Origin of the sequence: Paenibacillus tuaregi (genome assembly GCF_900086655.1) — a bacterium.
In the GTDB taxonomy this organism is placed as follows: domain Bacteria; phylum Bacillota; class Bacilli; order Paenibacillales; family Paenibacillaceae; genus Fontibacillus; species Fontibacillus tuaregi.
Window position 1 is genome coordinate 1734386 of record NZ_LT575476.1, and the last position, 20892, is coordinate 1755277.

General features: G+C 51.7%; 16 protein-coding genes. 13 read left to right on the top strand and 3 right to left on the bottom strand.

Going from position 1 to position 20892, the window contains the following annotated elements; genetic code table 11:
* The first annotated feature begins 21 nt into the window (after window positions 1-21).
* From grpE to dnaJ, 3 genes are all read left to right on the top strand, one after another.
* Window positions 22-624 carry a nucleotide exchange factor GrpE gene (gene grpE, locus BN6628_RS07800; protein ID WP_392397658.1) on the top strand — a complete coding sequence of 201 codons (603 nt, stop codon included), beginning with the start codon at window positions 22-24 and terminating at the stop codon, window positions 622-624.
* 174 nt (window positions 625-798) lie between these two features.
* Window positions 799-2628: a molecular chaperone DnaK gene (gene dnaK, locus BN6628_RS07805; RefSeq protein WP_068616196.1), complete on the top strand. Its 1830-nt coding sequence runs from the start codon at window positions 799-801 to the stop codon at window positions 2626-2628.
* 136 nt (window positions 2629-2764) lie between these two features.
* Window positions 2765-3889: a molecular chaperone DnaJ gene (gene dnaJ / locus BN6628_RS07810; protein WP_068616199.1), complete on the top strand. Its 1125-nt coding sequence runs from the start codon at window positions 2765-2767 to the stop codon at window positions 3887-3889.
* A gap of 155 nt (window positions 3890-4044) precedes the next feature.
* On the opposite strand, the gene BN6628_RS07815 is transcribed toward dnaJ, so the two are convergent.
* Window positions 4045-4323, bottom strand: a complete 279-nt coding sequence (locus BN6628_RS07815; protein ID WP_068616201.1) for a YxcD family protein — start codon at window positions 4321-4323, stop codon at window positions 4045-4047.
* Between the two features lie 3 nt (window positions 4324-4326).
* Window positions 4327-4740 carry a hypothetical protein gene (locus BN6628_RS07820; protein ID WP_454188890.1) on the bottom strand — a complete coding sequence of 138 codons (414 nt, stop codon included), beginning with the start codon at window positions 4738-4740 and terminating at the stop codon, window positions 4327-4329.
* A gap of 225 nt (window positions 4741-4965) precedes the next feature.
* Between BN6628_RS07820 and BN6628_RS07825 the strand changes: the two genes are divergently transcribed.
* The 7 genes from BN6628_RS07825 (at window position 4966) to BN6628_RS07855 (ending at window position 10234) form a co-directional block, all read left to right on the top strand.
* Window positions 4966-5334, top strand: a complete 369-nt coding sequence (locus tag BN6628_RS07825; protein ID WP_068616206.1) for a hypothetical protein — start codon at window positions 4966-4968, stop codon at window positions 5332-5334.
* Window positions 5334-5537: a YfhD family protein gene (locus BN6628_RS07830; protein ID WP_068616208.1), complete on the top strand. Its 204-nt coding sequence runs from the start codon at window positions 5334-5336 to the stop codon at window positions 5535-5537. Before BN6628_RS07825 ends, BN6628_RS07830 begins: the two co-directional genes overlap by 1 nt.
* Window positions 5538-5775: 238 nt before the next feature.
* Window positions 5776-6741 carry a 50S ribosomal protein L11 methyltransferase gene (prmA, locus tag BN6628_RS07835; protein ID WP_068616211.1) on the top strand — a complete coding sequence of 322 codons (966 nt, stop codon included), beginning with the start codon at window positions 5776-5778 and terminating at the stop codon, window positions 6739-6741.
* A 3-nt stretch (window positions 6742-6744) separates the two neighbouring features.
* Window positions 6745-7428 carry a site-2 protease family protein gene (locus BN6628_RS07840; protein ID WP_068616213.1) on the top strand — a complete coding sequence of 228 codons (684 nt, stop codon included), beginning with the start codon at window positions 6745-6747 and terminating at the stop codon, window positions 7426-7428.
* Window positions 7429-7527: 99 nt separating this feature from the next.
* The gene (locus tag BN6628_RS07845) at window positions 7528-8292 is read left to right on the top strand and encodes an RsmE family RNA methyltransferase (protein WP_068616215.1); all 765 of its coding nucleotides are present in this window, start codon (window positions 7528-7530) and stop codon (window positions 8290-8292) included.
* Window position 8293: 1 nt separating this feature from the next.
* Entirely contained in the window at window positions 8294-9634 is a 1341-nt protein-coding gene (mtaB, locus tag BN6628_RS07850; protein ID WP_068616217.1) for a tRNA (N(6)-L-threonylcarbamoyladenosine(37)-C(2))-methylthiotransferase MtaB, read from the top strand.
* Between the two features lie 168 nt (window positions 9635-9802).
* The gene (locus BN6628_RS07855) at window positions 9803-10234 is read left to right on the top strand and encodes an NUDIX hydrolase (protein WP_068616219.1); all 432 of its coding nucleotides are present in this window, start codon (window positions 9803-9805) and stop codon (window positions 10232-10234) included.
* 48 nt (window positions 10235-10282) lie between these two features.
* On the opposite strand, the gene BN6628_RS07860 is transcribed toward BN6628_RS07855, so the two are convergent.
* Complete coding sequence (locus tag BN6628_RS07860) at window positions 10283-11275, bottom strand: Na/Pi cotransporter family protein (RefSeq protein ID WP_068622084.1); 993 nt, start codon at window positions 11273-11275, stop codon at window positions 10283-10285.
* A 116-nt stretch (window positions 11276-11391) separates the two neighbouring features.
* On the opposite strand from BN6628_RS07860, the gene BN6628_RS07865 reads away from it, so the two are divergent.
* The 3 genes from BN6628_RS07865 (at window position 11392) to addA (ending at window position 20530) form a co-directional block, all read left to right on the top strand.
* Window positions 11392-12768 carry a class I SAM-dependent rRNA methyltransferase gene (locus BN6628_RS07865; RefSeq protein WP_068616222.1) on the top strand — a complete coding sequence of 459 codons (1377 nt, stop codon included), beginning with the start codon at window positions 11392-11394 and terminating at the stop codon, window positions 12766-12768.
* Window positions 12769-13076: 308 nt separating this feature from the next.
* Entirely contained in the window at window positions 13077-16640 is a 3564-nt protein-coding gene (gene addB, locus BN6628_RS07870; RefSeq protein WP_068616224.1) for a helicase-exonuclease AddAB subunit AddB, read from the top strand.
* A complete protein-coding gene (gene addA / locus BN6628_RS07875) occupies window positions 16637-20530 on the top strand; it encodes a helicase-exonuclease AddAB subunit AddA (protein WP_068616226.1) in 3894 nt (1297 codons plus the stop codon). The genes addB and addA overlap by 4 nt, the downstream gene beginning before the upstream one ends.
* Window positions 20531-20892: the final 362 nt, after the last annotated feature.

Here is a 20892-nt window from a genome sequence, read left to right on the forward strand (position 1 = left end):
ATCTTGAAGGAACAACAACCTATTCAAGAGGAAACAAATACAGAGAAAAAGGAAGATACTATGAATCCTTCTAATGATGTGAATCAGAACGAGCAAACAGAGGAAGTGCAAGGAGCAGACGAAATCAGGTCCGGGGACTCCGCCGAAGCTGTGGAAGAAGTGGTATCTGCTGACTCTGAGGAGCTTGAACGTCTTCGTGCCGAGGTGCAGGAGCACCAGCAGCGTTTTCTGCGTTCCCAGGCTGATTTCGACAACTTCAGAAGACGCACACTGAAGGAGAAAGAGGAGCTGGCTAAATATGCGTCCGCCAAATTAATCACCGAGCTTCTTCCAGTCGTGGATAACATGGACCGGGCCCTTACGGCAGCCCAGGAAAGCGCGGAAGCGGAATCCTTCACCAAAGGCGTGGATATGATTTTCCGTCAGCTTGAGGGTGTTCTATCGGCCGAAGGCCTTACACCGATGAATGCGGTTGGCCAGCCTTTTAACCCTGAATATCATCAGGCTATCATGCAAGTGGAGTCGGATGAATACGAGGAAGGCATAGTAGTAGAAGAAGTACAAAAGGGCTATCTGCTTAAAGATAAAGTGCTGCGTCCAGCAATGGTTAAGGTAAGCGGCTAACACATAGAGATTACGACAACCCGAACATATAAAAGTTGGACTAAAGAACTCAGGGAATAGGCAGAAGGGTGAAATGTTTCTGAGAGAAGCGCAGCGTTCGCCTTTGTGAACGGATTTCTACCCGCACAATCATTTGTTCAACTTATATAGCATACTAAGGAGGAAATTTAACTTATGAGTAAAGTTATTGGTATTGACCTTGGAACCACCAACTCTTGCGTAGCGGTTATGGAAGGCGGCGAAGCCGTTGTTATTCCTAACCCGGAAGGCGCGCGTACAACCCCTTCGGTTGTGGGCTTTAAGAAAGACGGAGAGCGTGTTGTAGGGGAGACGGCAAAGCGTCAAGCGATCACTAACCCTGACCGTACGATTATCTCCATCAAGAGACATATGGGTACGAACCATAAAGAATCCATTGACGGCAAAGATTACACGCCTCAGGAGATTTCAGCAATTATTTTGCAAAAATTGAAATCCGATGCTGAAGCTTACCTTGGACAACCGGTAACCCAAGCGGTTATCACAGTTCCTGCTTACTTCAACGATAGCCAACGTCAGGCTACCAAGGATGCCGGTAAAATCGCCGGTCTTGAAGTCTTGCGTATCGTCAACGAGCCTACGGCTGCCGCCCTGGCTTACGGTCTTGAGAAGGCTGAAGACCAGACCATCCTGGTATATGACCTTGGGGGCGGTACATTTGACGTATCGATCCTTGAACTGGGCGACGGTTTCTTTGAAGTAAAAGCAACAAGCGGTGACAACCACCTCGGTGGTGATGATTTCGACCAAGTGATTATTGATTACCTGGTAGCCGAATTCAAGAAAGACCAAGGTATTGATCTGAGCAAGGATAAAGCGGCTGTACAGCGTCTGAAAGATGCTGCCGAGAAAGCCAAGAAAGAACTTTCCGGCGTACTGACAACTACAATTTCCCTGCCGTTCATCACCGTGGCTGACGGAGTGCCTCAGCACTTGGAAGTGAACCTCACCCGTGCGAAGTTCGAAGAATTGTCTGCGGATTTGGTAGAAAGAACACTTGGACCAACACGTCGTGCGCTTAGTGATGCGGGAATGACTCCAGCAGACATCGACAAGATCGTACTTGTCGGCGGTTCCACCCGTATTCCTGCGGTACAGGAAGCGATCAAGAAATTGACAGGCAAAGAGCCTCACAAAGGCGTTAACCCGGATGAAGTCGTTGCCCTTGGTGCTGCGGTTCAAGCCGGGGTATTGACCGGTGACGTTAAAGACGTGGTCCTGCTTGACGTAACTCCGCTGTCCCTGGGTATTGAAACTGCAGGCGGCGTATTTACTAAAATGATCGAGCGCAACACCACCATTCCAACAAGTAAATCCCAAGTATTCTCCACATACGCTGACAATCAGCCGAGTGTTGAAATCCACGTGCTTCAAGGTGAACGGGAAATGGCTGCGGGCAACAAAACGCTTGGACGCTTTATGCTTGGGGATATTCCTCCAGCACCACGCGGCGTGCCGCAAATCGAAGTTACCTTTGATATCGATGCGAACGGGATCGTGAACGTATCCGCAACCGACAAAGGAACTGGCAAGAGCCAGAAGATTACGATTACTTCCTCCAGCGGTCTGAGCGATGCTGAAGTTGAACAAATGATGAAGGACGCCGAGCTTCATGCGGAAGAAGACAAGAAGCGTAAAGAGCTTGTGGAAGCGAAGAACGCGGGCGACCAACTCGTATATACTGTGGAGAAGACTATCAAGGATCTTGGTGAGAAAGCCGAAGCAGGCGAAGTTGAGAAGGCGAATGCTGCCAAAGATGAGCTGAAAAAAGCGCTTGAAGGCGAGAACCTTGAAGAAATTAAAGCAGCTACCGAGAAATTGACGGAGATTGTTCAACAGCTTTCTGTTAAACTGTATGAGCAGGCTGCACAAGCTCAGCAAGCTGAAGGAGCGCAAGGCGCAGCGGCAAAAGACAATGTCGTTGATGCTGACTATGAAGTGGTTGACGAGGACAAGAAGAACTAATAGACCACAAATATAGTACTATAACCGGTAAGGTTAACAGGGAAGGTCAAAGCGCTTAGGCATCCCGCGCTTTGGCTTTCCTTTTGCCTAGCCGGGCAGTTTTGATTGTGAATGATGGATATGGGGGGTGGAACAATTGGCTGAGAAACGAGATTACTATGAGGTCCTGGGCCTCGGTAAAGGGGCTTCCGAAGACGAGATTAAGAAGGCTTACCGAAAGCTGGCGCGTCAGTATCACCCAGACGTGAACAAAGAGCCAGACGCGGAGGCCAAGTTTAAAGAAGTCAAGGAAGCTTACGACGTTCTTAGTGATTCACAGCAGCGTGCCAGGTATGACCAGTACGGTCATATTGATCCGAATCAGGGCATGGGCGGCGGCTTCTCGGGGGCTGACTTCGGCGGCGGCCTGGGTGACATCTTTGATATGTTCTTCGGTGGAGGCGGCGGTAGACGTGACCCGAATGCGCCGCAGCGCGGGAATGACTTGCAGTATACGATGACGGTGGAATTTAAGGAAGCCGTGTTCGGAAAAGAGACGGATATCACTATTCCGCGTACAGAGTCCTGTGATACGTGTTTTGGTTCAGGTGCCAAGCCTGGAACGAAGCCGGAGACCTGCTCGGTCTGTCATGGTTCCGGACAGCAGGAAGTGGTACAGAATACGCCGTTTGGCCGTATGGTTAACCGTCGTCCGTGCAGCAATTGCGGCGGTGCCGGCAAGATTATTAAGGAGAAGTGCCCAACCTGTCATGGCAACGGCCAGGTGAAGAAGCAGCGCAAAATTCATGTGCGTATTCCAGCTGGTGTGGACGATGGTGCACAACTGCGTATGTCCGGTGAAGGGGAAGGCGGACTTCGCGGCGGCCCGGCAGGGGATCTTTATATCGTGATTCGGGTGAAACCGCACGATTTCTTCGACCGTGAGGGCGATGACATTTATTGCGAAATTCCGCTCACGTTCGCCCAAGCCGCGCTTGGAGACGAAGTTGAGATTCCGACCCTGACTGAGAAGGTTAAACTCAAAATTCCTGCCGGAACGCAGACGGGAACCTATTTCCGTCTGAAAGGCAAAGGTGTTCCACGGCTTCGTGGCATGGGTCAGGGCGATCAGCATGTCAAGGTGGTTGTCGTCACGCCAAGCAAGCTGAATGAGGAACAGAAGGATCTGCTGCGTCAATTTGCAGCTCTGGATGGTGAGCACACCCATGAGAATGAGCAGTCCTTCTTTGACCGGATGAAACGGGCTTTCCGTGGGGATTAATAAAAGATTAGAATCAGCACAATAATGAAGCAGCTCCACAGTCAAGTGACTGTGGAGCTGCTTCATTATGTATATCAAAGTTAGACAGGAGCAACAGAGTAGAATAGCAAAAGGGCTGTCCAAGGTGCGAAACCTTGGGACAGCCCTTTAACCTTTTAATTGGCGATCCGCGCCGTAATCTCTTCGTCCAAATCCAGAGTAACATCCTCGCGAAACGCCCGGATTCCATATTCAGTGTGGGCATACAGCAGGATGGCCTCGATGATGTTGGCTTCAACCAGATACATGCTTCTGCCGCCCACCCATACTTCAGCGGTATAACCGGTATCCTCGTCCCATGCCAGTTCAACCTGAACCTCGGTTGGACGAACCGACTTGCGTTGGGCCATATGAAGACAGATGGCGTTAATGATTTCGTCCATGCTTAGAACCATAGCTTAGTATCTTCCTCCGCGGTGATCATTATAGCGTGGTTTCCTGAACTTGCGGTACAACGCGATACCAATCATTACTACCACGTAAATAGCCAGCAGGTTAATCAGAAGACCAAAGATATTTCCGAGAAAGCCCATATTGGAGAACATTCCGCCAAAGAGCATTCCAGCAAGGCCGCCGATCATAAGGCCTTTCATAAATCCTCCGCCGCTAAAGAACCCTCGTTTAGCGTTCTGGCCGGTTGTTGTATTTGAACTCTTAGTACTGTTGTAATCATTCGACTTCTTAGGGGTGTTCGTGTAAGAACGTGAGCCGGACTTGTATCCGCCGCCTGAACGCTTAGCGTCTACCGCGTGCGGTGCGGTGAAAGCGAAGAATAGCGTGAACGCCATCACGACAAGCATTAACTTTTTCATCATTTGAGTCTGAAAGCCTCCTAAAAGATATATTGTATTTGGTCTTTATAGATATGTAATACGTGGCGGACAAGCAACGGTTTCATTTTGGACAGAAATAGTTTTCCCTGTCAAAGAGGATAATATTTACCGCATAAATTAGGCATGGATGCCGCATCCTAACTTCCCATAGAGCCGTAAACAGCTGAGCATAGAAAGTCTTTATAGGAAAGGCGGAATTCCAATATGGCAGAGAAGAATATACTGGCCTATTTCAAAAGCCCGGAGGAAGCGGAAGGCGTATCGAGAAAGCTGAATGCGCTAAGAGTAATCGATATGTCCATTACACGCTTCAGCCGTTACCCAGGCGAGGGAGTCGATCCGGCCAACATCTACTCCGGGGACTGGAACTCATTGGCCTCACTGACCCAGGATGCCGAGATTACGAATAAGTCCGCCGGGATACTTGCGGCCACGGACCCGGCTGCAAGTGGATTAAGTGACGGAGGACAAGGCGGACCAACGGGCCGGGATATTTTATTAACTGTAGTTGTGGACGAAAGTTCCCATCACCAGGCGCTGCGTCTTATCGAAGAAGCTGGAGGAATGCTCTGATGACTAACGTAAAGGAGAATGACGACAGAATGGACAAGAAGCCGGGTTACAACAAACGCTTCACAGGCAAGGTTCCCCAAAATTTGAAAGGCAGCTACCTGGATGTGGAGTTCTCAGAAGAGCGTGCCGATCAGGAAGATTGGGAGGCCCTGCAGCGCAGTGAGCGGGCTGATGCGCGTCAGCACGGGAATCGACTGGTTTAACAAATCAACACACATATTCATCTTCCCTAAATTTCCGCCGTGTATACGCACGGCGTTTTTTATTTGCCATGCAGCGCATGTCAATTGACCTGCGCATAGCTTTCCCATCCGGAAGATCGGTCCTTGGAACGAAAGAGAGTTACTTAATAAATTCCAACCTTGCAAGGAATTTTGTTCTTGTCTGGATTGTATAGTACAATGAATGTTATGCAATTAGGATAGGGGAGGCTTTTCACTCATGAATTGGAGAGAGTTGACTATACATACGACAGAAGAAGCGGTGGAGATGATCACCAACTTTCTGCACGAAGCCGGGGCTGGCGGAGTTTCGATTGAGGAATCCATCAACAACAGCAAGCTGCAGGATCTATCATACGGACAGTGGTACGAATTAGAGCCTAATGGAATCCCCGAGGGAAAGGCTAAAGTAAAGGGATATTTCCCTGAAACCAGCGATGTGGACACCGTGGTGGAAGAGGTCGGCCCACGTATCGAAGAACTGAGAGATTTTGGGATTGACCCGGGTGTTATTAAGTTTGAGATCCGGGATGTTCACGAAGATGACTGGGCGAATAACTGGAAACAGTATTTCAAGCCATTGCGTGTCTCGGACCGATTGACGATCAAACCAACATGGGAGGATTATGAGCCTCAGACTCCGGAGGAACGGATCATCGAGCTTGACCCTGGAATGGCTTTTGGCACAGGTACGCATCCCACCACAGCGCTTTGCCTTAGAACCCTTGAAGGGGTAATCGAGGAGGGCGATGAGGTTATCGATGTCGGAACAGGTTCCGGGATCCTTGCTATCGGTGCGGTTAAACTAGGTGCCAGACATGTCCTTGCGATTGATTTGGACCCGGTGGCTGTGACAAGTGCCAGAGAGAATACGCAGCTTAACGGTCTTAGCGATGAGATCACGGTTCATGAGAGCGATCTTCTCTCTGTCTTGAAGGAAGGAACAACGGGGCTGGGCGTACAGCTTCCGGTCCGTGTAGTCGTGGCTAACATCCTGGCTGAGATTATCCTATTGTTCATTGACGACGTTTATCAGGCGCTTGAGCCAGGGGGTTATTATATTGCTTCCGGAATATACAAGAATAAGGAACAAATTGTTGAGGAAGCTTTGATCAAAGCAGGGTTTGAAATAACGGAGAAGGCCCGGGAAGAGGATTGGATCGCTTTCGTGGCCAGGAAGAGGTAGAGCATGGATTTTTTTGAAAGATTATTCCGGATTCCTTTGGACCAACTGCCCTTTTTCCTTACGGCATTGGTTATCGCTTTTACAGTACATGAATTTTCCCATGCTTATTTTGCCAATAAGTTCGGGGACCCTACGGCCAAGCTGCTCGGCCGGGTGACTTTAAATCCGGTAGTTCATTTTGATTTTATTGGTATTCTTCTGCTTCTGATTGCGGGCTTTGGCTGGGCAAGACCCGTGCCGGTCAACCGGGACAATTTCAGCAAGCCGCGGCTTATGGGCATTATTGTCTCGGCGGCAGGCCCAATCAGCAACTTATTGCTGGGTATTCTGGGGACAGGGATTTATGCGCTGCTTTTCCATTTTGGGGTCATGGACCCATTGTGGGGAGCCAGTGAGCCAAGCAAACTGGTTGTTGCGCTATCCTCCTTTTTCTATTACTTTAACATGATGAACTTTTTCTTGTTCTTGTTTAACTTAATTCCCCTTCCTCCCCTCGATGGGTACCGGATTGTTGAGGATCTGGCGCCGCGGAGCATGCTGGGGAAGCTGCAGCAGTTCGAACGTTACGCCATCTTCATCTTCCTGCTGATCGTGCTGCTTCCAAAGCTTAATGAGTATACAATTACACCGCTATATACGGCGGCAAAACACATTTATTCCACATTCTTTGATCTTATGGCGGGCTAAGCCCGCCTGTTGATATTTTACCGGGCCCAGGTACTGGTCAGTCCTGGTCAAAAGTTGTATGATGTACTTTGGTGATTTTTGAACAAGGATGGTTGAGAGATGCAGCGTTATTTCATTACACCGGAGCAGTTCGGAGAAACTTCGGTCATTATAAAGGGCGAAGATGCCAGACATATTGGAAAAGTTATGCGCGGCAAGCCGAATGACAAGGTGATTGTCAGCGACGGGATTGCACGCGAAGCAGTCGTCCAGCTTAAGACCATTAATCCGCAGGAGGTTCATGCGGAGATTATTGAACATTTATCCCTGTCGCGGGAGCCTTGGCTTCAGGTGACGGTGGCTCAAAGCCTGCCTAAAGGCGATAAAATGGAGACCGTAATTCAGAAATGCACCGAGATCGGTGCTGTTTCATTTGTGCCGTTCCTGTCCGAACGGACGATCGTGCAGTATGATGCCAAGAAGGAAGAGAAGCGGATTACCCGCTGGACCAAAATTGCGAAAGAAGCCGCAGAGCAGGCGCACCGCAGCAAGATTCCGGACGTACAGACGGCACTGTCTTGGAAACAGCTCAAAGATCAGTTCTCTGAGTACGACCTCGTGTGTGTATGTTACGAGAAGGAAGATGGCAAACAGCTTCGCGATGTGGTTGCACCTTGGTCAGCCTCGCTAACCAGAGAAAGAGGATACCGCGTTATGCTGGTGGTTGGTCCCGAAGGCGGATTTGCCGAAAGTGAGATTGAAGAAGCCGAGGCGGCTGGAGCCGTATCGGTCGGCTTAGGCCGGCGGATTCTCAGGACAGAAACGGCGGGTATGGCCGCCCTGACTTGTATACTTTATGAAACCGGAGAAATGGGGGGAGCATGACATGCCATCCGTAGCATTTTATACGTTGGGATGTAAAGTGAATTTCTATGATACAGAAGCCATTTGGCAGCTGTTCAAAAATGAAGGTTATGAACAGGTTGATTTTGAACAGACCGCGGACGTGTATCTGATCAACACCTGTACAGTAACCAATACAGGAGACAAGAAGAGCCGGCAGATTATCCGCCGGGCTGTCCGCCGCAACCCGGACGCAATTATTGCGGTAACTGGCTGTTACGCGCAGACTTCGCCTGCGGAAATTCTGGACATTCCAGGTGTGGATCTGGTTATCGGTACACAAGATAGAGACAAGATCATGCCTTACATTCAACAGATCCAGTCTGAGCGCGTACCGGTTAATGCGGTTCGCAACATTATGAAGACCCGCGAATTTGAAGAACTGGATGTGCCGGATTTCTCGGACCGAACAAGAGCGTTTTTGAAGATTCAGGAAGGCTGCAACAATTTCTGTACGTTCTGCATCATTCCTTGGTCGCGTGGGCTGTCCCGTAGCCGTGATCCGCAGAGTGTGGTTAAGCAGGCTCATTCCCTGGTAGCTGCCGGATTTAAAGAGATTGTACTAACGGGTATTCATACCGGCGGATATGGGGATGATCTGGAGAACTACCGCTTATCCGATTTGCTGTGGGAACTGGACAAGGTTGAAGGTTTGGAGCGTATCCGCATCAGTTCGATCGAAGCAAGCCAGATTGACGACAAGATGCTGGACGTGCTTAAGAATTCCAGCAAAATGTCCCGCCACTTCCACATCCCACTTCAAGCGGGCAGTGATGAGGTGCTTAAACGGATGCGCCGGAAATACACGATTGCTGAATTTGAAGACAAGATTCGCAAGATCCGTGACTTCATGCCGGACGTAGCGATTACTACGGATATCATCGTGGGATTCCCCGGTGAGACGGATGAGCTGTTCCGGGAAGGCTTTGAAGCGATCAAGCGGATTGGCTTCTCGGAAATGCATGTATTCCCGTACTCCAAGCGTACAGGAACACCTGCAGCGAGAATGGAGGACCAAGTGGATGAGGAAGTTAAGCATGCACGGGTTCATGAGTTGATTGATTTGTCCGAGCAAATGCAGCTCGCTTATGCTGAGAAATTTGTGGGTCAGGTCCTGGATGTTATTCCTGAGCGGGATGAGAAGGGATTGTGCGGCGAAGGCAAGCTGATGGGTTACAGCGACAATTATTTGCAAATTATGTTTGATGGTCCTGAAGAGCTTCGTGGTGAAGTGTGCCGGGTTAAAGTGACTAAAGCTGGTGTAAATACTTGTGAGGGACAGCTCGTTCGTGTTATGGGCGGGGCTCCAGAAGCTATTGCCTAGTTCTTAGGCTGGTCTAACCAGCGTGATTCCGGACACATGAACAACCAGAATCATCGTATACAATAAAGCGATGGAATAACAACAAGGATTTTAAGCCCGGGTGCCCGGGCTTAAAATCCTTGTTGTTCAAATACAATGTTAAGCGATACTCAAGGGAGGTCTTACATCATGTCATTCAAGGAAATATCTGCGGGCGGAATCGTATACCGCCATAATGAAGGCAAGCTGCAGGTTCAGCTTATTACGGACCGCTACGGCAAGATTTCTTTTGCTAAGGGGAAGAGAGAAGACGGCGAGACCATTGAAGAGACCGCGCTCCGGGAGATTCTGGAGGAGACCGGCGTTACTGGGCGGATTGTGCAGCCGATTGATATTATTGCCTATACGTACCAGCATCCGGACCACGGCAGTGTGGATAAGGAAGTGCACTATTATCTAGTAGAGTGTGTCAGCGGTGATCTTAAACCACAGGTAGAAGAAATCCGGGGTGTAGCCTGGTATGATCCTAAGGAAGCCTGGGAGAAACAGATGAACTCCGGGTATGATAACAATGATTTTATTTTGGAGAAGGGCTTGAAGCTGCTTAAGGTCGAGCTGTAAAAAAATGAACTGGCCTGGCCAGCCTTTCGGTGACAGACCTTGACGATGTCAGGATGCATGTTTTAATGGAGGCGGGCTTCCCCGTCCCTGCCAGACCGGAAGATAGCACAGCGGTAAAGCCAGTACGGAACAGACCACATTGAAGATGGTCTGACTGTGGGCAATCTGGGCGGACAAGTCTCCTGTGAACCAGCCGGACACCGTATGAAGGACGGAGACGAAGGGCAGGAATAGCGCTGCTCCGCCTACATTAAGCAGGATATGGGACCAGGCGACAAAACTGCCAGCTCGGGTTCCCCCAAGGGACGCGATTAGGGCGGTTACGCAGGTCCCCACATTGGACCCGATGACCATGGCAATGCCAAGCTCTACAGGCATGGCTCCGCTGCCGACCAGGGTCATGGTCATGCCAATGACCGCCGCGCTGCTGTGCACCAGTGCCGTCAGGGCTGCTCCTGCTGCGGCACCCCACAGCAGGCTGTCTGAAGCGCGGTTGATGAGCCAGTCCAGAATGCCCGCCTGCTGCAGGGCGGGGCTAACGGACTGCATCCACCGGATCGCCAGCAGAATCAGGCTGAAGCCAGCCGCTGCAAAGGAACCGTACTGAAGAGCGCGCAGTCTCATTTGAAGGCCGGACGACGGCGAAGGGATGTACTCTAACACAAGAATGCTTGCTGCCCAAAGCAGTGCAGAGATGATCAGCAAGGGCAAAGCGATTTCAGCAAAGTTAAAGGCAATCAGCTCGGTGGTCAGGCAGGTGCCGATATTGCCGCCGAGTATAATGCCAAGCGTACGGGCGTACGTCAGCAGTCCGGCGTTGACAAGTCCAATGGTCATGACCGTAACGGCTGTGCTGCTCTGCAGAACAGCGGTGACCAAGGTGCTGAGCAGCATCCCTTTTAGAGGAGTGGTAGTGGATGCGTTCAGCAGCTTGGTCAGCATAGGGCCAGCCCATGCATGAAGGGCGGACTCCATAATTTTCATTCCGAACATGAAGAGGGAGAGTCCAAGTGTGAGCGGGATGATGAGTTCGCGGAGCAGCAGGAAGAATCCCTCCTTGTGGTTTGTAATGTTTTTTAAAACTAGGTTATGCGGGTAATGAAGCGGCCATGACAAGCCATCCAGCAGGAATAGATGATAAAGGAGAGTGAAGCAAGGTGGCATCCGTAATTTTGACACGCAGCCGCAGAAAAAGACTTGAACAGGGTCATCCTTGGATTTACAGCAATGAGATCGAAACGATGGAAGGGAACGCGCAACCGGGGCAGCTTGTGCAGATTTTGAACCACCAGCGCAAATATCTGGCTACCGGCTACTATAATCCCAAATCTCAAATCACAGTTCGGGTTGTATCCTACAACCCGCTGGAAGAAATGGATCAGGCTTTTTTTGAGAAGCGCTTTGAGGACTGCCTCCGGATGAGAGAGAGGTTCGTTGAAGAGAACGCCTACAGACTGGTCTATGGGGAAGCTGACTTCCTGCCAGGATTGGTGGTAGACCGATTCGGGGATGTTCTGGTTGTCCAGCTTCTGACACTCGGGATGGATCAGCGGCGCGATGCGATCATTAATGCCTTGATTCAGGTTGTGAAGCCGCAGGGGATCTATGAGCGCAGTGATGTCGGCGTCCGGGAAATGGAAGGTCTTGAGCAGGTTAAAGGGCCGCTCTATGGAACATGCCCAAGACACGTTCAGGTCACGGAGAACGGACTGCTCATATCTGTGGATATTGAGGAAGGCCAGAAGACAGGATACTTCTTCGACCAGAGGGAGAATCGTGCTTCCATCAAACCGCTAATGACCGGCTGGGGGGCCAAGAGTGGCATAGCCCTTCAGGAAGTGCAGGCCGAGAATGGAGAGACCAAGCGGGTTCCCGTGAACCGGAACGGCAAAGAAGTCACGTTCCCTTACTGGGATGGGGCAACTGTACTGGAGTGCTTCTCCCATACCGGGAGTTTCACGCTGCATGCCTGTAAGTATGGGGCCAAGAAGGTAACTTGTCTGGATATTTCAGCACATGCTATTGAAAGTGCCCAGGCGAACGTCCGGCTGAACGGATTTGAGGATCGAGTGGAATTTGTGGTGGCCGATGCGTTTGATTATTTGCGCGAGCAGGTAAAAGGTGTGGACGAACGCCATGTCCGTGCCCAGACCTCTGAACGCAAAGCGGATACTTCGGTTCCGATGACAGCCGGGGGCGGACGCACCTGGGATGTTGTCATCCTGGACCCACCAGCTTTTGCCAAGACCAAAGGAGCGGTCAAAGGAGCTGTGCGGGGTTACAAAGATATTAATCTACACGGCATGAAGCTGGTGAACGAGGGTGGTTATCTTGTAACGGCAAGCTGCTCTTACCATATGCGTCCCGAGCTGTTTCTGGAGACGATTCTCGATGCGGCTGCCGATGCCGGCAAAGTGCTCAGGCTGGTGGAATGGCGGGCAGCCGGGAAGGATCATCCGCAAATTTTGGGCGTGGAAGAAGGCCATTATTTGAAATTTGCTGTATTTGAAGTCCGCAGCAAGGCAAGTCTGTAGCCGGATATTTTCTGGCAGGGGTATAACACACCTGGAAATAGAATGATTGCGGACAATGGTTAGTTCAATTAAACAGCAGCAAGTAGGAAAGCACCCTGGTCAGGGTGCTTTTTTGCTGAATTTGAGGCCGGTCGGGTACATGGGATAGACAAATTTTACAAACATACGTTCTCTGAACCAGGCCTTCGTTATGATATAATAGAGTTTATAAATTTTCACGCAGATGAAGGCGTTTCTATACGAGGTGAACCATACTTAATTTCTCTTATTTCCATCTCCTAAAAAATGCAAACGGGAGGCTTATTCATATGTCACTTCAGTTCATTATTGGCCGCTCGGGCAGCGGCAAGAGCAGTCTGGTTCTGGACGAAGTCCGCACCAGGCTCCGGTCGGAGCCAACCGGGAAGCCGCTGATTATTCTCGTTCCTGAGCAGGGTACCTTTCAAATTGAGCGTGCGCTTGTTCAGACACCCGATCTCAAGGGAACGGTAAGAGCCCAGGTACTTGGCTTCCGGCGGCTGGCTCTGCGGATTATGCAGGAGACCGGCGGCTCCGCCCTGATTCCGATTACGGAAGAGGGCAAGAAAATGCTGCTCTACAAGATTATGCGCCGCCGCAAGAATGATCTTAGATTATATAAAAACGCCGGGGATCAGCTTGGGCTGATTGACCGGCTGAACACGTTATATACCGAGCTTAAGAAATATGCCGGGGACCCCGAAGCGCTGGAACAGCATTACAAGCAGCTTGATCTGACGGAAACCAACTCCCCGCTGCTTAAGGAGAAGCTTCATGATCTCTCCTTGGTATTCAAAGAGTTCGGGGAAGAGCTGTCCAAACACTATATTGATGCAGAGGATCATGTTATTAAGCTGGCAGAAGGGGCACGGGAGTCTTCTTATTTGAAGGGTGCGGAAATTTGGGTTGACGGCTTCCATACCTTCACGCCTAAGGAATATGAAGCTCTCGGCCAACTGATGCTCACAGCCGCTAAAGTCACGGTTGCGCTCACCCTGAACAAGACCTATGACGATGGACTAACCCCTCATGACTTGGACTTATTTCACCTCACAGCTACGGCTTATTTGAAACTCAAAGGGCTGGCAGAATCGCTGGGTATAGAGATTGAGCCGGCACGGGTGCTTGATCAAAAGCCTTTTCCGCGGTTTGGACCAAACCGTACACTGGCCCACCTGGAGTCGGCTTATGAACGGAGAATCAGGTGGAGAGGGGAGCTGCCGCCTGATTTTGCAGACAGCATCCAGCTAAGAGAGATGTCGGACCGGAGAGCCGAAGCAGAGGCGGTGGCCCGGGCCATGCGCAGTCTTGTGATGGAGAAAGGTGCGCGCTGGAGGGATATGGCCGTATTTGTCCGCAATCTGAGCGACTATGAGTATGTTCTGCCGCCCGTTCTGGCGGATTATGAAATTCCTTTTTTCCTGGATCAGAAAAGAGCTGTGCTTCATCATCCCTTTGTTGAATATATCCGGGCTTCCCTGGATGTAGTGTTGAAGTATTGGAAATACGAGGATGTCTTCCGATGTGTGAAGACGGATTTTGTTCTGCCTCTGGACGGAACGTTAACTCGTAACGACATGGATGCGCTTGAAAATTACGTGCTGGCCAGCGGTATTCACGGTTCCAGGTGGAGTGATGGGCGCCCTTGGAAGGGCAGACCCAATTTATCGCTTGAGGCTGTACCGGGAACTGAAGAAACATCGGCTCAGAATGGCATGGAAATGATCGAGAAGTGCAGGCAGGCGGTCGCAGGTCCGCTTGCGGCTTTGGAGAAAAGACTGAAGAAGGCGAAGTCGGTCCGTGAGAAATGCGAAGCGGTTTATCGCCTGCTTGAAGATGCGGAAGCTCCGCAGCGTCTGGATATTTTGGCCCAGGAGGCTCTGGCAGCGGGGCATCCCCAGGAGGCAATGGAGCATAGACAGCTCTGGGGAGCGGTTATCGACCTGCTGGATCAAATGGTTGAAATGATGGGTGAGGATACACTCGGAACGGACATGTTCATCGGCATTCTGGAAACCGGACTTGAGAGCCTGAAGCTCGCTCTTGTTCCCCCATCCTTGGACCAAGTGCTGATCGGCACAACGGATCGTACCCGGTCCAGCCATGTCAAACATGCTTTTCTGCTTGGGATTAATGAGGGGGTTATGCCAGCCGTGGTTCAGGAAGAAGGAATTCTGACGGACCAGGAGCGATCCATTCTGGCTGAGGCAGGCATGCAGCTGGCGCCAGGGATTAACCGGCAGCTGCTGGATGAGCGGTTCTTGATCTATCATGCGCTGTCAGCAGCCAGCTGTTCCTTGTGGCTGAGTTATCCTGCCGCCGATGAGGATGGAAAAGCGCTTCTGCCCTCTGAGGTTATCCGGCATATGTATTCGATCTTTCCGGCATTACGGCAGGAAGGGGAGAACTCTATCCTAGAGAGCCCGCTAAGAGAGCTGGACAGAGTCGCCCATCCAGCTCCTACGCTTACGGAATTGATTCGTCAGCTGAGAATCTTCAAGTCAGGCGGCGAGATTGCGCCAGTATGGTGGGAGGTGCTTGACTGGTACCGTTACCAGGCTGATCCGCTGTGGAGGAAGAGGTTGGAACAGCTTCTGCGGTCACTGGACTACAAGAATCAGACCCATTCGCTCATGCCGGCAACCAGCCGCAAGCTGTATGGCAAACGCCTGCGGACAAGCGTCTCCCGTATGGAGAGATTCGCATCCTGCCCATTCTCCCACTTCGCTTCCCACGGACTTAAGCTGAGAGAGAGACAGCTGTACAAGCTGAAAGCGCCGGACATCGGCCAGCTGTTCCATGCGGCGCTTAGCTCCATGGCGATTTCCTTCAAGGAGCAGAACCGGAGCTGGGGCAGTCTGTCGGCCGAAGAATGTGTACAGGAGGCTTCGGCGGCGGTAGACAAGCTTGCCCCAAGGCTTCAGGGGGAGATCCTGCTGAGCACGAAGCGGTATGGCTATATTTCACGCAAGCTTAAACATATTGTCGGACGAGCCTCCGTTATTCTCGGCGAGCAGTCCCGCCGTGGCAGCTTCGAGCCCATCGGGCTGGAGCTGGATTTCGGGCCGGGCCGGGAGCTTCCGCCACTAACTTTTGAACTCCCCAATGGGGTAGTGATGGAGATTGTTGGCCGCATTGACCGTGTAGACATGGCTGAGGGGGAGCAGGGACTTCTGCTCAGAGTTATCGATTATAAATCAAGCCAAACGGACCTCAAGCTTCATGAGGTTTATTATGGGCTTTCACTTCAAATGCTTACGTATCTGGATGTCATCGTCAGCTCTGCAGAGCAGTGGCTTGGGCAATCCGCTCAGCCCGCGGGGGCGCTGTATTTCCATGTCCACAATCCCCTGCTGCAGTCGGCCAATGGCCTTGATCCACAGCAGGCGGATCTGGAAATGCTCAAGAGGTTTAAGATGAAAGGGCTGCTTATGGCTGACCGGGAAGTGATCGCACACATGGATGGGCTGCTTGAGAAGGGCTACTCCGACATTCTCCCTGTCGCCTTGAAGGCCGACGGAACGTTCTACAGCAGTGCGTCCGTGGCCACCCCTGATCAATGGCAGACCCTGCTCGGATCGGTCAGAAACACGATCAAGGGTATTGGCACAAGGATTACTGAAGGAGATGTCAAAATTGAGCCCTACCGGATTGGTCAGGAAACGGCTTGTACGCATTGTTCCTTCAGATCCGTGTGCCAGTTCGATGAGACCATGGAAGACAATAAATTCAACCTATTGACCAAGCCTGACAAAGAGCAGACATGGAACCTGCTCAGTGAGCGCAGCCAGGAAGATAACCCGGCAGGTTCATTAGCAGGAAGGGCAGATCATGGAGAGGAGGAAATGGAATGATCATCCCCAAACCGGTTGGCAGCAAATGGAGCGACGATCAATGGAACGCCATTTCCCTTGCAGGCGGCAACATGCTGGTCGCAGCGGCTGCCGGTTCAGGCAAGACCGCCGTGCTTGTCGAGCGGATTATCCGTAAAATCTCGGATGGAACAGCTCCGCTGAGCGTGGACCGGCTGCTGGTGGCGACCTTTACCAAAGCGGCCGCTTCGGAAATGCGTGAGCGGATTCGGACGGCTCTCGAACAGCTGCTTGAGACAGAACCTGAGAATGAACACGTAAGCCGTCAGCTTGCTATGCTTGGCCGGGCTTCGATTACAACGCTGCATTCCTTTTGCCTTGAGGTCATTCAAAGGTATTACACTTTGATTCCACTGGATCCTGGCTTCCGCATTGCAACGGAGAGTGACGTGAAGCTGCTTCGTCAGGAAGTGCTGGAGGAATTGTTCGAGGAAAAATACGGCACGGAGACAGAAGGAGGAGCTTTCCTCTCCCTGGTGGACTGGTTCAGCGGGGAACGTAGCGATGATGCCATGTTCCTTCTCGTGCAGCGGTTATATGACTTCTCGCGGAGTCATTCCTGGCCGGACCATTGGCTGCGTTCAACGGCAGCCTTGTTCGAAACGGCCGATGCGGCCGGAATGTCACAGAGCCCATGGGTGAAGTCCATCCTGGCGGATACCCGGCTGACGCTGAGCGGAGTAGCAGATTTGCTTAAGCAGGCGAAGGAGATGGCCCTGTCACCTGACGGGCCCGCGCCGTACGCGGTTTCGCTGGATGAGGATCTGGAAGTGGTGGAAGGGCTCATTGAAGCCGTGCTTTATCAGCCTTGGGATCATTTGTACAACGTATTCCAGTACTCTGGCTTCGGCAAGCTGAAGCCCTGCAAGAAGGATCAGACCGATCCGGTACTTCAGGAACGGGTTAAGAGCCTTCGTGAGGAAGCCAAGAAGACAATCGCCGAACTCCGTGGACAGCTGTTCGGCCGTTCTGCCGAAGCGTTTGTGCAAGAGCTTCACCAAGCGGCCCCTCTGATGAAGGAGCTTGCGGAGCTGATCATTCTGTTCGGACAGAGATATCAGAAGGAGAAGAAGTCCAGAGGATGGCTGGATTTCTCGGATCTTGAGCATTACTGCCTGCAAATTTTACGCAATCCTGATTCCACACCGGAGCATACCATTCCGTCCCCGGCAGCGCTGGAGTATCAGGCGCAGTACGAGGAGGTTCTGCTCGATGAGTATCAGGACACCAATACGGTGCAGGAGGACATTGTCAGGCTGATCTCCAGGTCAGCGCCCGGCAACAGGTTTATGGTAGGGGATGTGAAGCAGAGCATCTACCGGTTCCGTCTGGCAGAGCCCGGATTGTTCCTGGACAAGTATAAAACTTACGGTTCTGACTTCACCGGTGAGGGGCTCAGGATCGACCTCGCCCGCAACTTCCGCAGCCGTAAGCAGGTGGTGGATGCCGTGAATCTACTGTTCCGGCAGCTGATGAACGAAAGTGTCGCTGAGATTTCGTATGACGAGAGAGCCGAACTGGTCTATGGAGAGGGGTATCCCGATCAAGGGGATGAACCCAGCTATGTGCCAGAGCTGCTTTTGATTGACCGGAGCCGGCCGGAACAGTCCCTCCGCGAAGAGGCCGCTGAAGCCGTGCTTGATGAAGAGTCCGGGCAAGATGAAGCGGAAGAACTGGAAGCGGTGAGACTGGAAGCACGCATGATTGCAGCCCGAATCCGGGAAATGCTTGGAGAGGGCGGTAGGCCGCTCCAAATTTATGATAAAACAGCTAAAGAGCTTCGTCCTGTTCAGTACCGGGATATGGTCATTCTGCTCAGGTCCACGCTCTCTTGGGCACCCGCTATGATTCAGGAGCTCAGGCTGGAGGGGATCCCGGCATATGGGGAGCTCAGCCAGGGATATTTCCAGGCTTCTGAAGTGGAGATCATGCTTTCGGTGCTTCAGGTGATAGACAATCCGCAGCAGGATATCCCCCTTGCTTCTGTTCTCAGGTCCCCCTTATATGGACTAACCGAGGAAGAGCTGGCCCAGGTCCGGCTTGCGAATCCGGGAACAGGCTTCTATGAGGCTGTTGCCGCTGCGGCAAGCAGCAGCGGGGGTCCGCTTGCAGACAAGCTGAGCACCTTCCTGTCGAATTTGGAGAATTGGCGGACTGAAGCAAGACACGGGGAACTGGGGGCACTGATCTGGAATATCTATCGTGAAACCGGTTATTTGGACTGGGTCGGAGGGCTTCCTGGAGGAACGCAGCGTCAAGCGAATCTGAAGGCGCTCTATGACAGAGCCCGTCAGTATGAGCAGTCCACCTCTTCAAGAGGATTGTTCAGGTTCCTCCGCTTTATCTCCCGTCTTAGGGAGAACGGCGGGGATTTCGGAGCACCTGGAGCGGGAAATGAGCAGAGCGATGGAATCCGGATAATGACCATTCATAAAAGTAAAGGCCTTGAATTCCCGGTTGTCTTTGTCGCCGGCCTGTCCAAAATGTTCAACCGGCAGGACATGAACGCTTCATTCCTGATGCATAAGGAGCTTGGGTTCGGGCCGAAATTCGTGGATTCATCCACCCGTGTGAGCTATCCAACCCTGCCTAATCTGGCGATCCGCCGCAGGGCGAACATGGAACTGCTGGCTGAGGAGCTGCGTGTTCTATATGTGGCGCTTACCCGGCCGAAGGACAAGCTTGTTCTTGTCTCATCCGTAAAGGATCTGACTAAGGCGGTGTTAACCTGGGGCCAGGCGCTCCAATCCCCGGGCGAAATGCTGCCGGATTATATGATTGCCAGAGGCCGGAGCTATTTGGACTGGATTGGGCCGGCCTTGATCCGGCATCCGGCTGCGGCTTCGCTGCGTGCGCTTGCAGACGTGCCTGAAGGCTCGGCCCCGCTGCTGCCCGTCCCACCGGCAGGATGGAGGATTGGGGTGCTGTCATCCCAAATGCTGCTTAAGCAGGCGGCGGCATCTGCCGAGATCAGCGAGGATTCCGAGGCGATGGGAGAAAGGGCTGCCCTGCAGGCCCTTTTGTCCGGCCAGCCTGTGCTGGTAACTAAGGCAGATCCAGGGCTTGCGGACGCTGTGAATTCAAGGCTGGCGTGGTCTTATCCTTATGCGGCGGCCAGCCGGATTCCGGCCAAAACAACGGTAACCGAGATGAAGAAACTGCTTGCGGCTCAGGATGATCCTCCAGTTAATGTATTGGAGGGCCGGGAGCTGAGACAGGAGGCTGATGGTCGTCAAGGTTCGGCTGCGGCCAAGCTTCACCTTGAGCGGCCCAAGTTCATGGAGCAGCGGAGAATGACTCCAACTGAACGGGGAACGGCTTATCATACGGTGATGCAGCACATTCCCGTTGACACAGATCAAGTGGAAGGCGTGGTGGAAGAGACGCTGCAAAGGCTTGTTGACCGCAAAATTATGCTTGCAGAGCAGGCTGCCGAATTGGATGCAGGCCGTATCAGTGATTTCTTGCGGAGCGGTCTTGGAGAACGGCTCCGCGAGGCCGAGTGGGTACAGCGTGAGCTTGCATTCAGCTATGGCGTTAGGGCTTCCGAGGCTTATCCTGACCTTACAGGGGTCAACGATTCTCTGGAGGAACAGGGGCGTTTTCAGCTTGAAGCCTTAAGAGAGCTTGACCAGGAGACCGTACTGGTGCAGGGCATCATTGACTGCTTGTTCTGTCATAATGGAAAGTGGGTTCTTTTGGATTATAAAAGTGACCGGGTGCTGGAGCATCAGGGAGGAATGGAAGCTCTTAAGGAGAAATACCGCTTTCAGCTGGAGCTCTATGCCAAGGCGCTTGAAGATATAAGCGGGGTTCCCGTTGATGAGAAGTGGCTTTACTTCTTCGATAACGGCGAGGCTGTGCAGATTTAGTATAGGAAAATTCCAGGAATACAGAGCACAGAGTATATGAGCATACGATCACATGATAACGGGAGAATTTAAGCGAGTTTGTGTGCAGGAATCAACCCGGTTTAATGAGTGATTATATAAAATGAACTTTAGAATAAACCGATCCCAGCGGAGAGGACAAGTGATTCTAAATAAGAAGCGGAGCGTCCGCCTTTGTCTCCGAAATGCCTCTACTTAGATATCTATTTCAATGATTTCGGAGACAACAGCGGTCGTAAGAACACTAGGCATCGCAGCGCCCCGGGTAGGGTAACCTTCAAAAGTTCATTTTTTATAGTGAGAAAGGTAAACACAGACAAACACCTATCAAAGGAGAGGAGGCG

What these genes read in the sequence shown, in the direction of transcription:
- dnaK (WP_068616196.1), top strand. Translation starts at nt 799, where the DNA reads ATGAGTAAAGTTATTGGTATTGACCTTGGAACCACCAACTCTTGCGTA.
- BN6628_RS07815 (WP_068616201.1), bottom strand. Translation starts at nt 4,323, where the DNA reads ATGGTTCTAAGCATGGACGAAATCATTAACGCCATCTGTCTTCATATG.
- BN6628_RS07820 (WP_454188890.1), bottom strand. Translation starts at nt 4,740, where the DNA reads ATGAAAAAGTTAATGCTTGTCGTGATGGCGTTCACGCTATTCTTCGCT.
- BN6628_RS07825 (WP_068616206.1), top strand. Translation starts at nt 4,966, where the DNA reads ATGGCAGAGAAGAATATACTGGCCTATTTCAAAAGCCCGGAGGAAGCG.
- BN6628_RS07830 (WP_068616208.1), top strand. Translation starts at nt 5,334, where the DNA reads ATGACTAACGTAAAGGAGAATGACGACAGAATGGACAAGAAGCCGGGT.
- prmA (WP_068616211.1), top strand. Translation starts at nt 5,776, where the DNA reads ATGAATTGGAGAGAGTTGACTATACATACGACAGAAGAAGCGGTGGAG.
- BN6628_RS07840 (WP_068616213.1), top strand. Translation starts at nt 6,745, where the DNA reads ATGGATTTTTTTGAAAGATTATTCCGGATTCCTTTGGACCAACTGCCC.
- BN6628_RS07845 (WP_068616215.1), top strand. Translation starts at nt 7,528, where the DNA reads ATGCAGCGTTATTTCATTACACCGGAGCAGTTCGGAGAAACTTCGGTC.
- mtaB (WP_068616217.1), top strand. Translation starts at nt 8,294, where the DNA reads ATGCCATCCGTAGCATTTTATACGTTGGGATGTAAAGTGAATTTCTAT.
- BN6628_RS07855 (WP_068616219.1), top strand. Translation starts at nt 9,803, where the DNA reads ATGTCATTCAAGGAAATATCTGCGGGCGGAATCGTATACCGCCATAAT.
- addB (WP_068616224.1), top strand. Translation starts at nt 13,077, where the DNA reads ATGTCACTTCAGTTCATTATTGGCCGCTCGGGCAGCGGCAAGAGCAGT.
- addA (WP_068616226.1), top strand. Translation starts at nt 16,637, where the DNA reads ATGATCATCCCCAAACCGGTTGGCAGCAAATGGAGCGACGATCAATGG.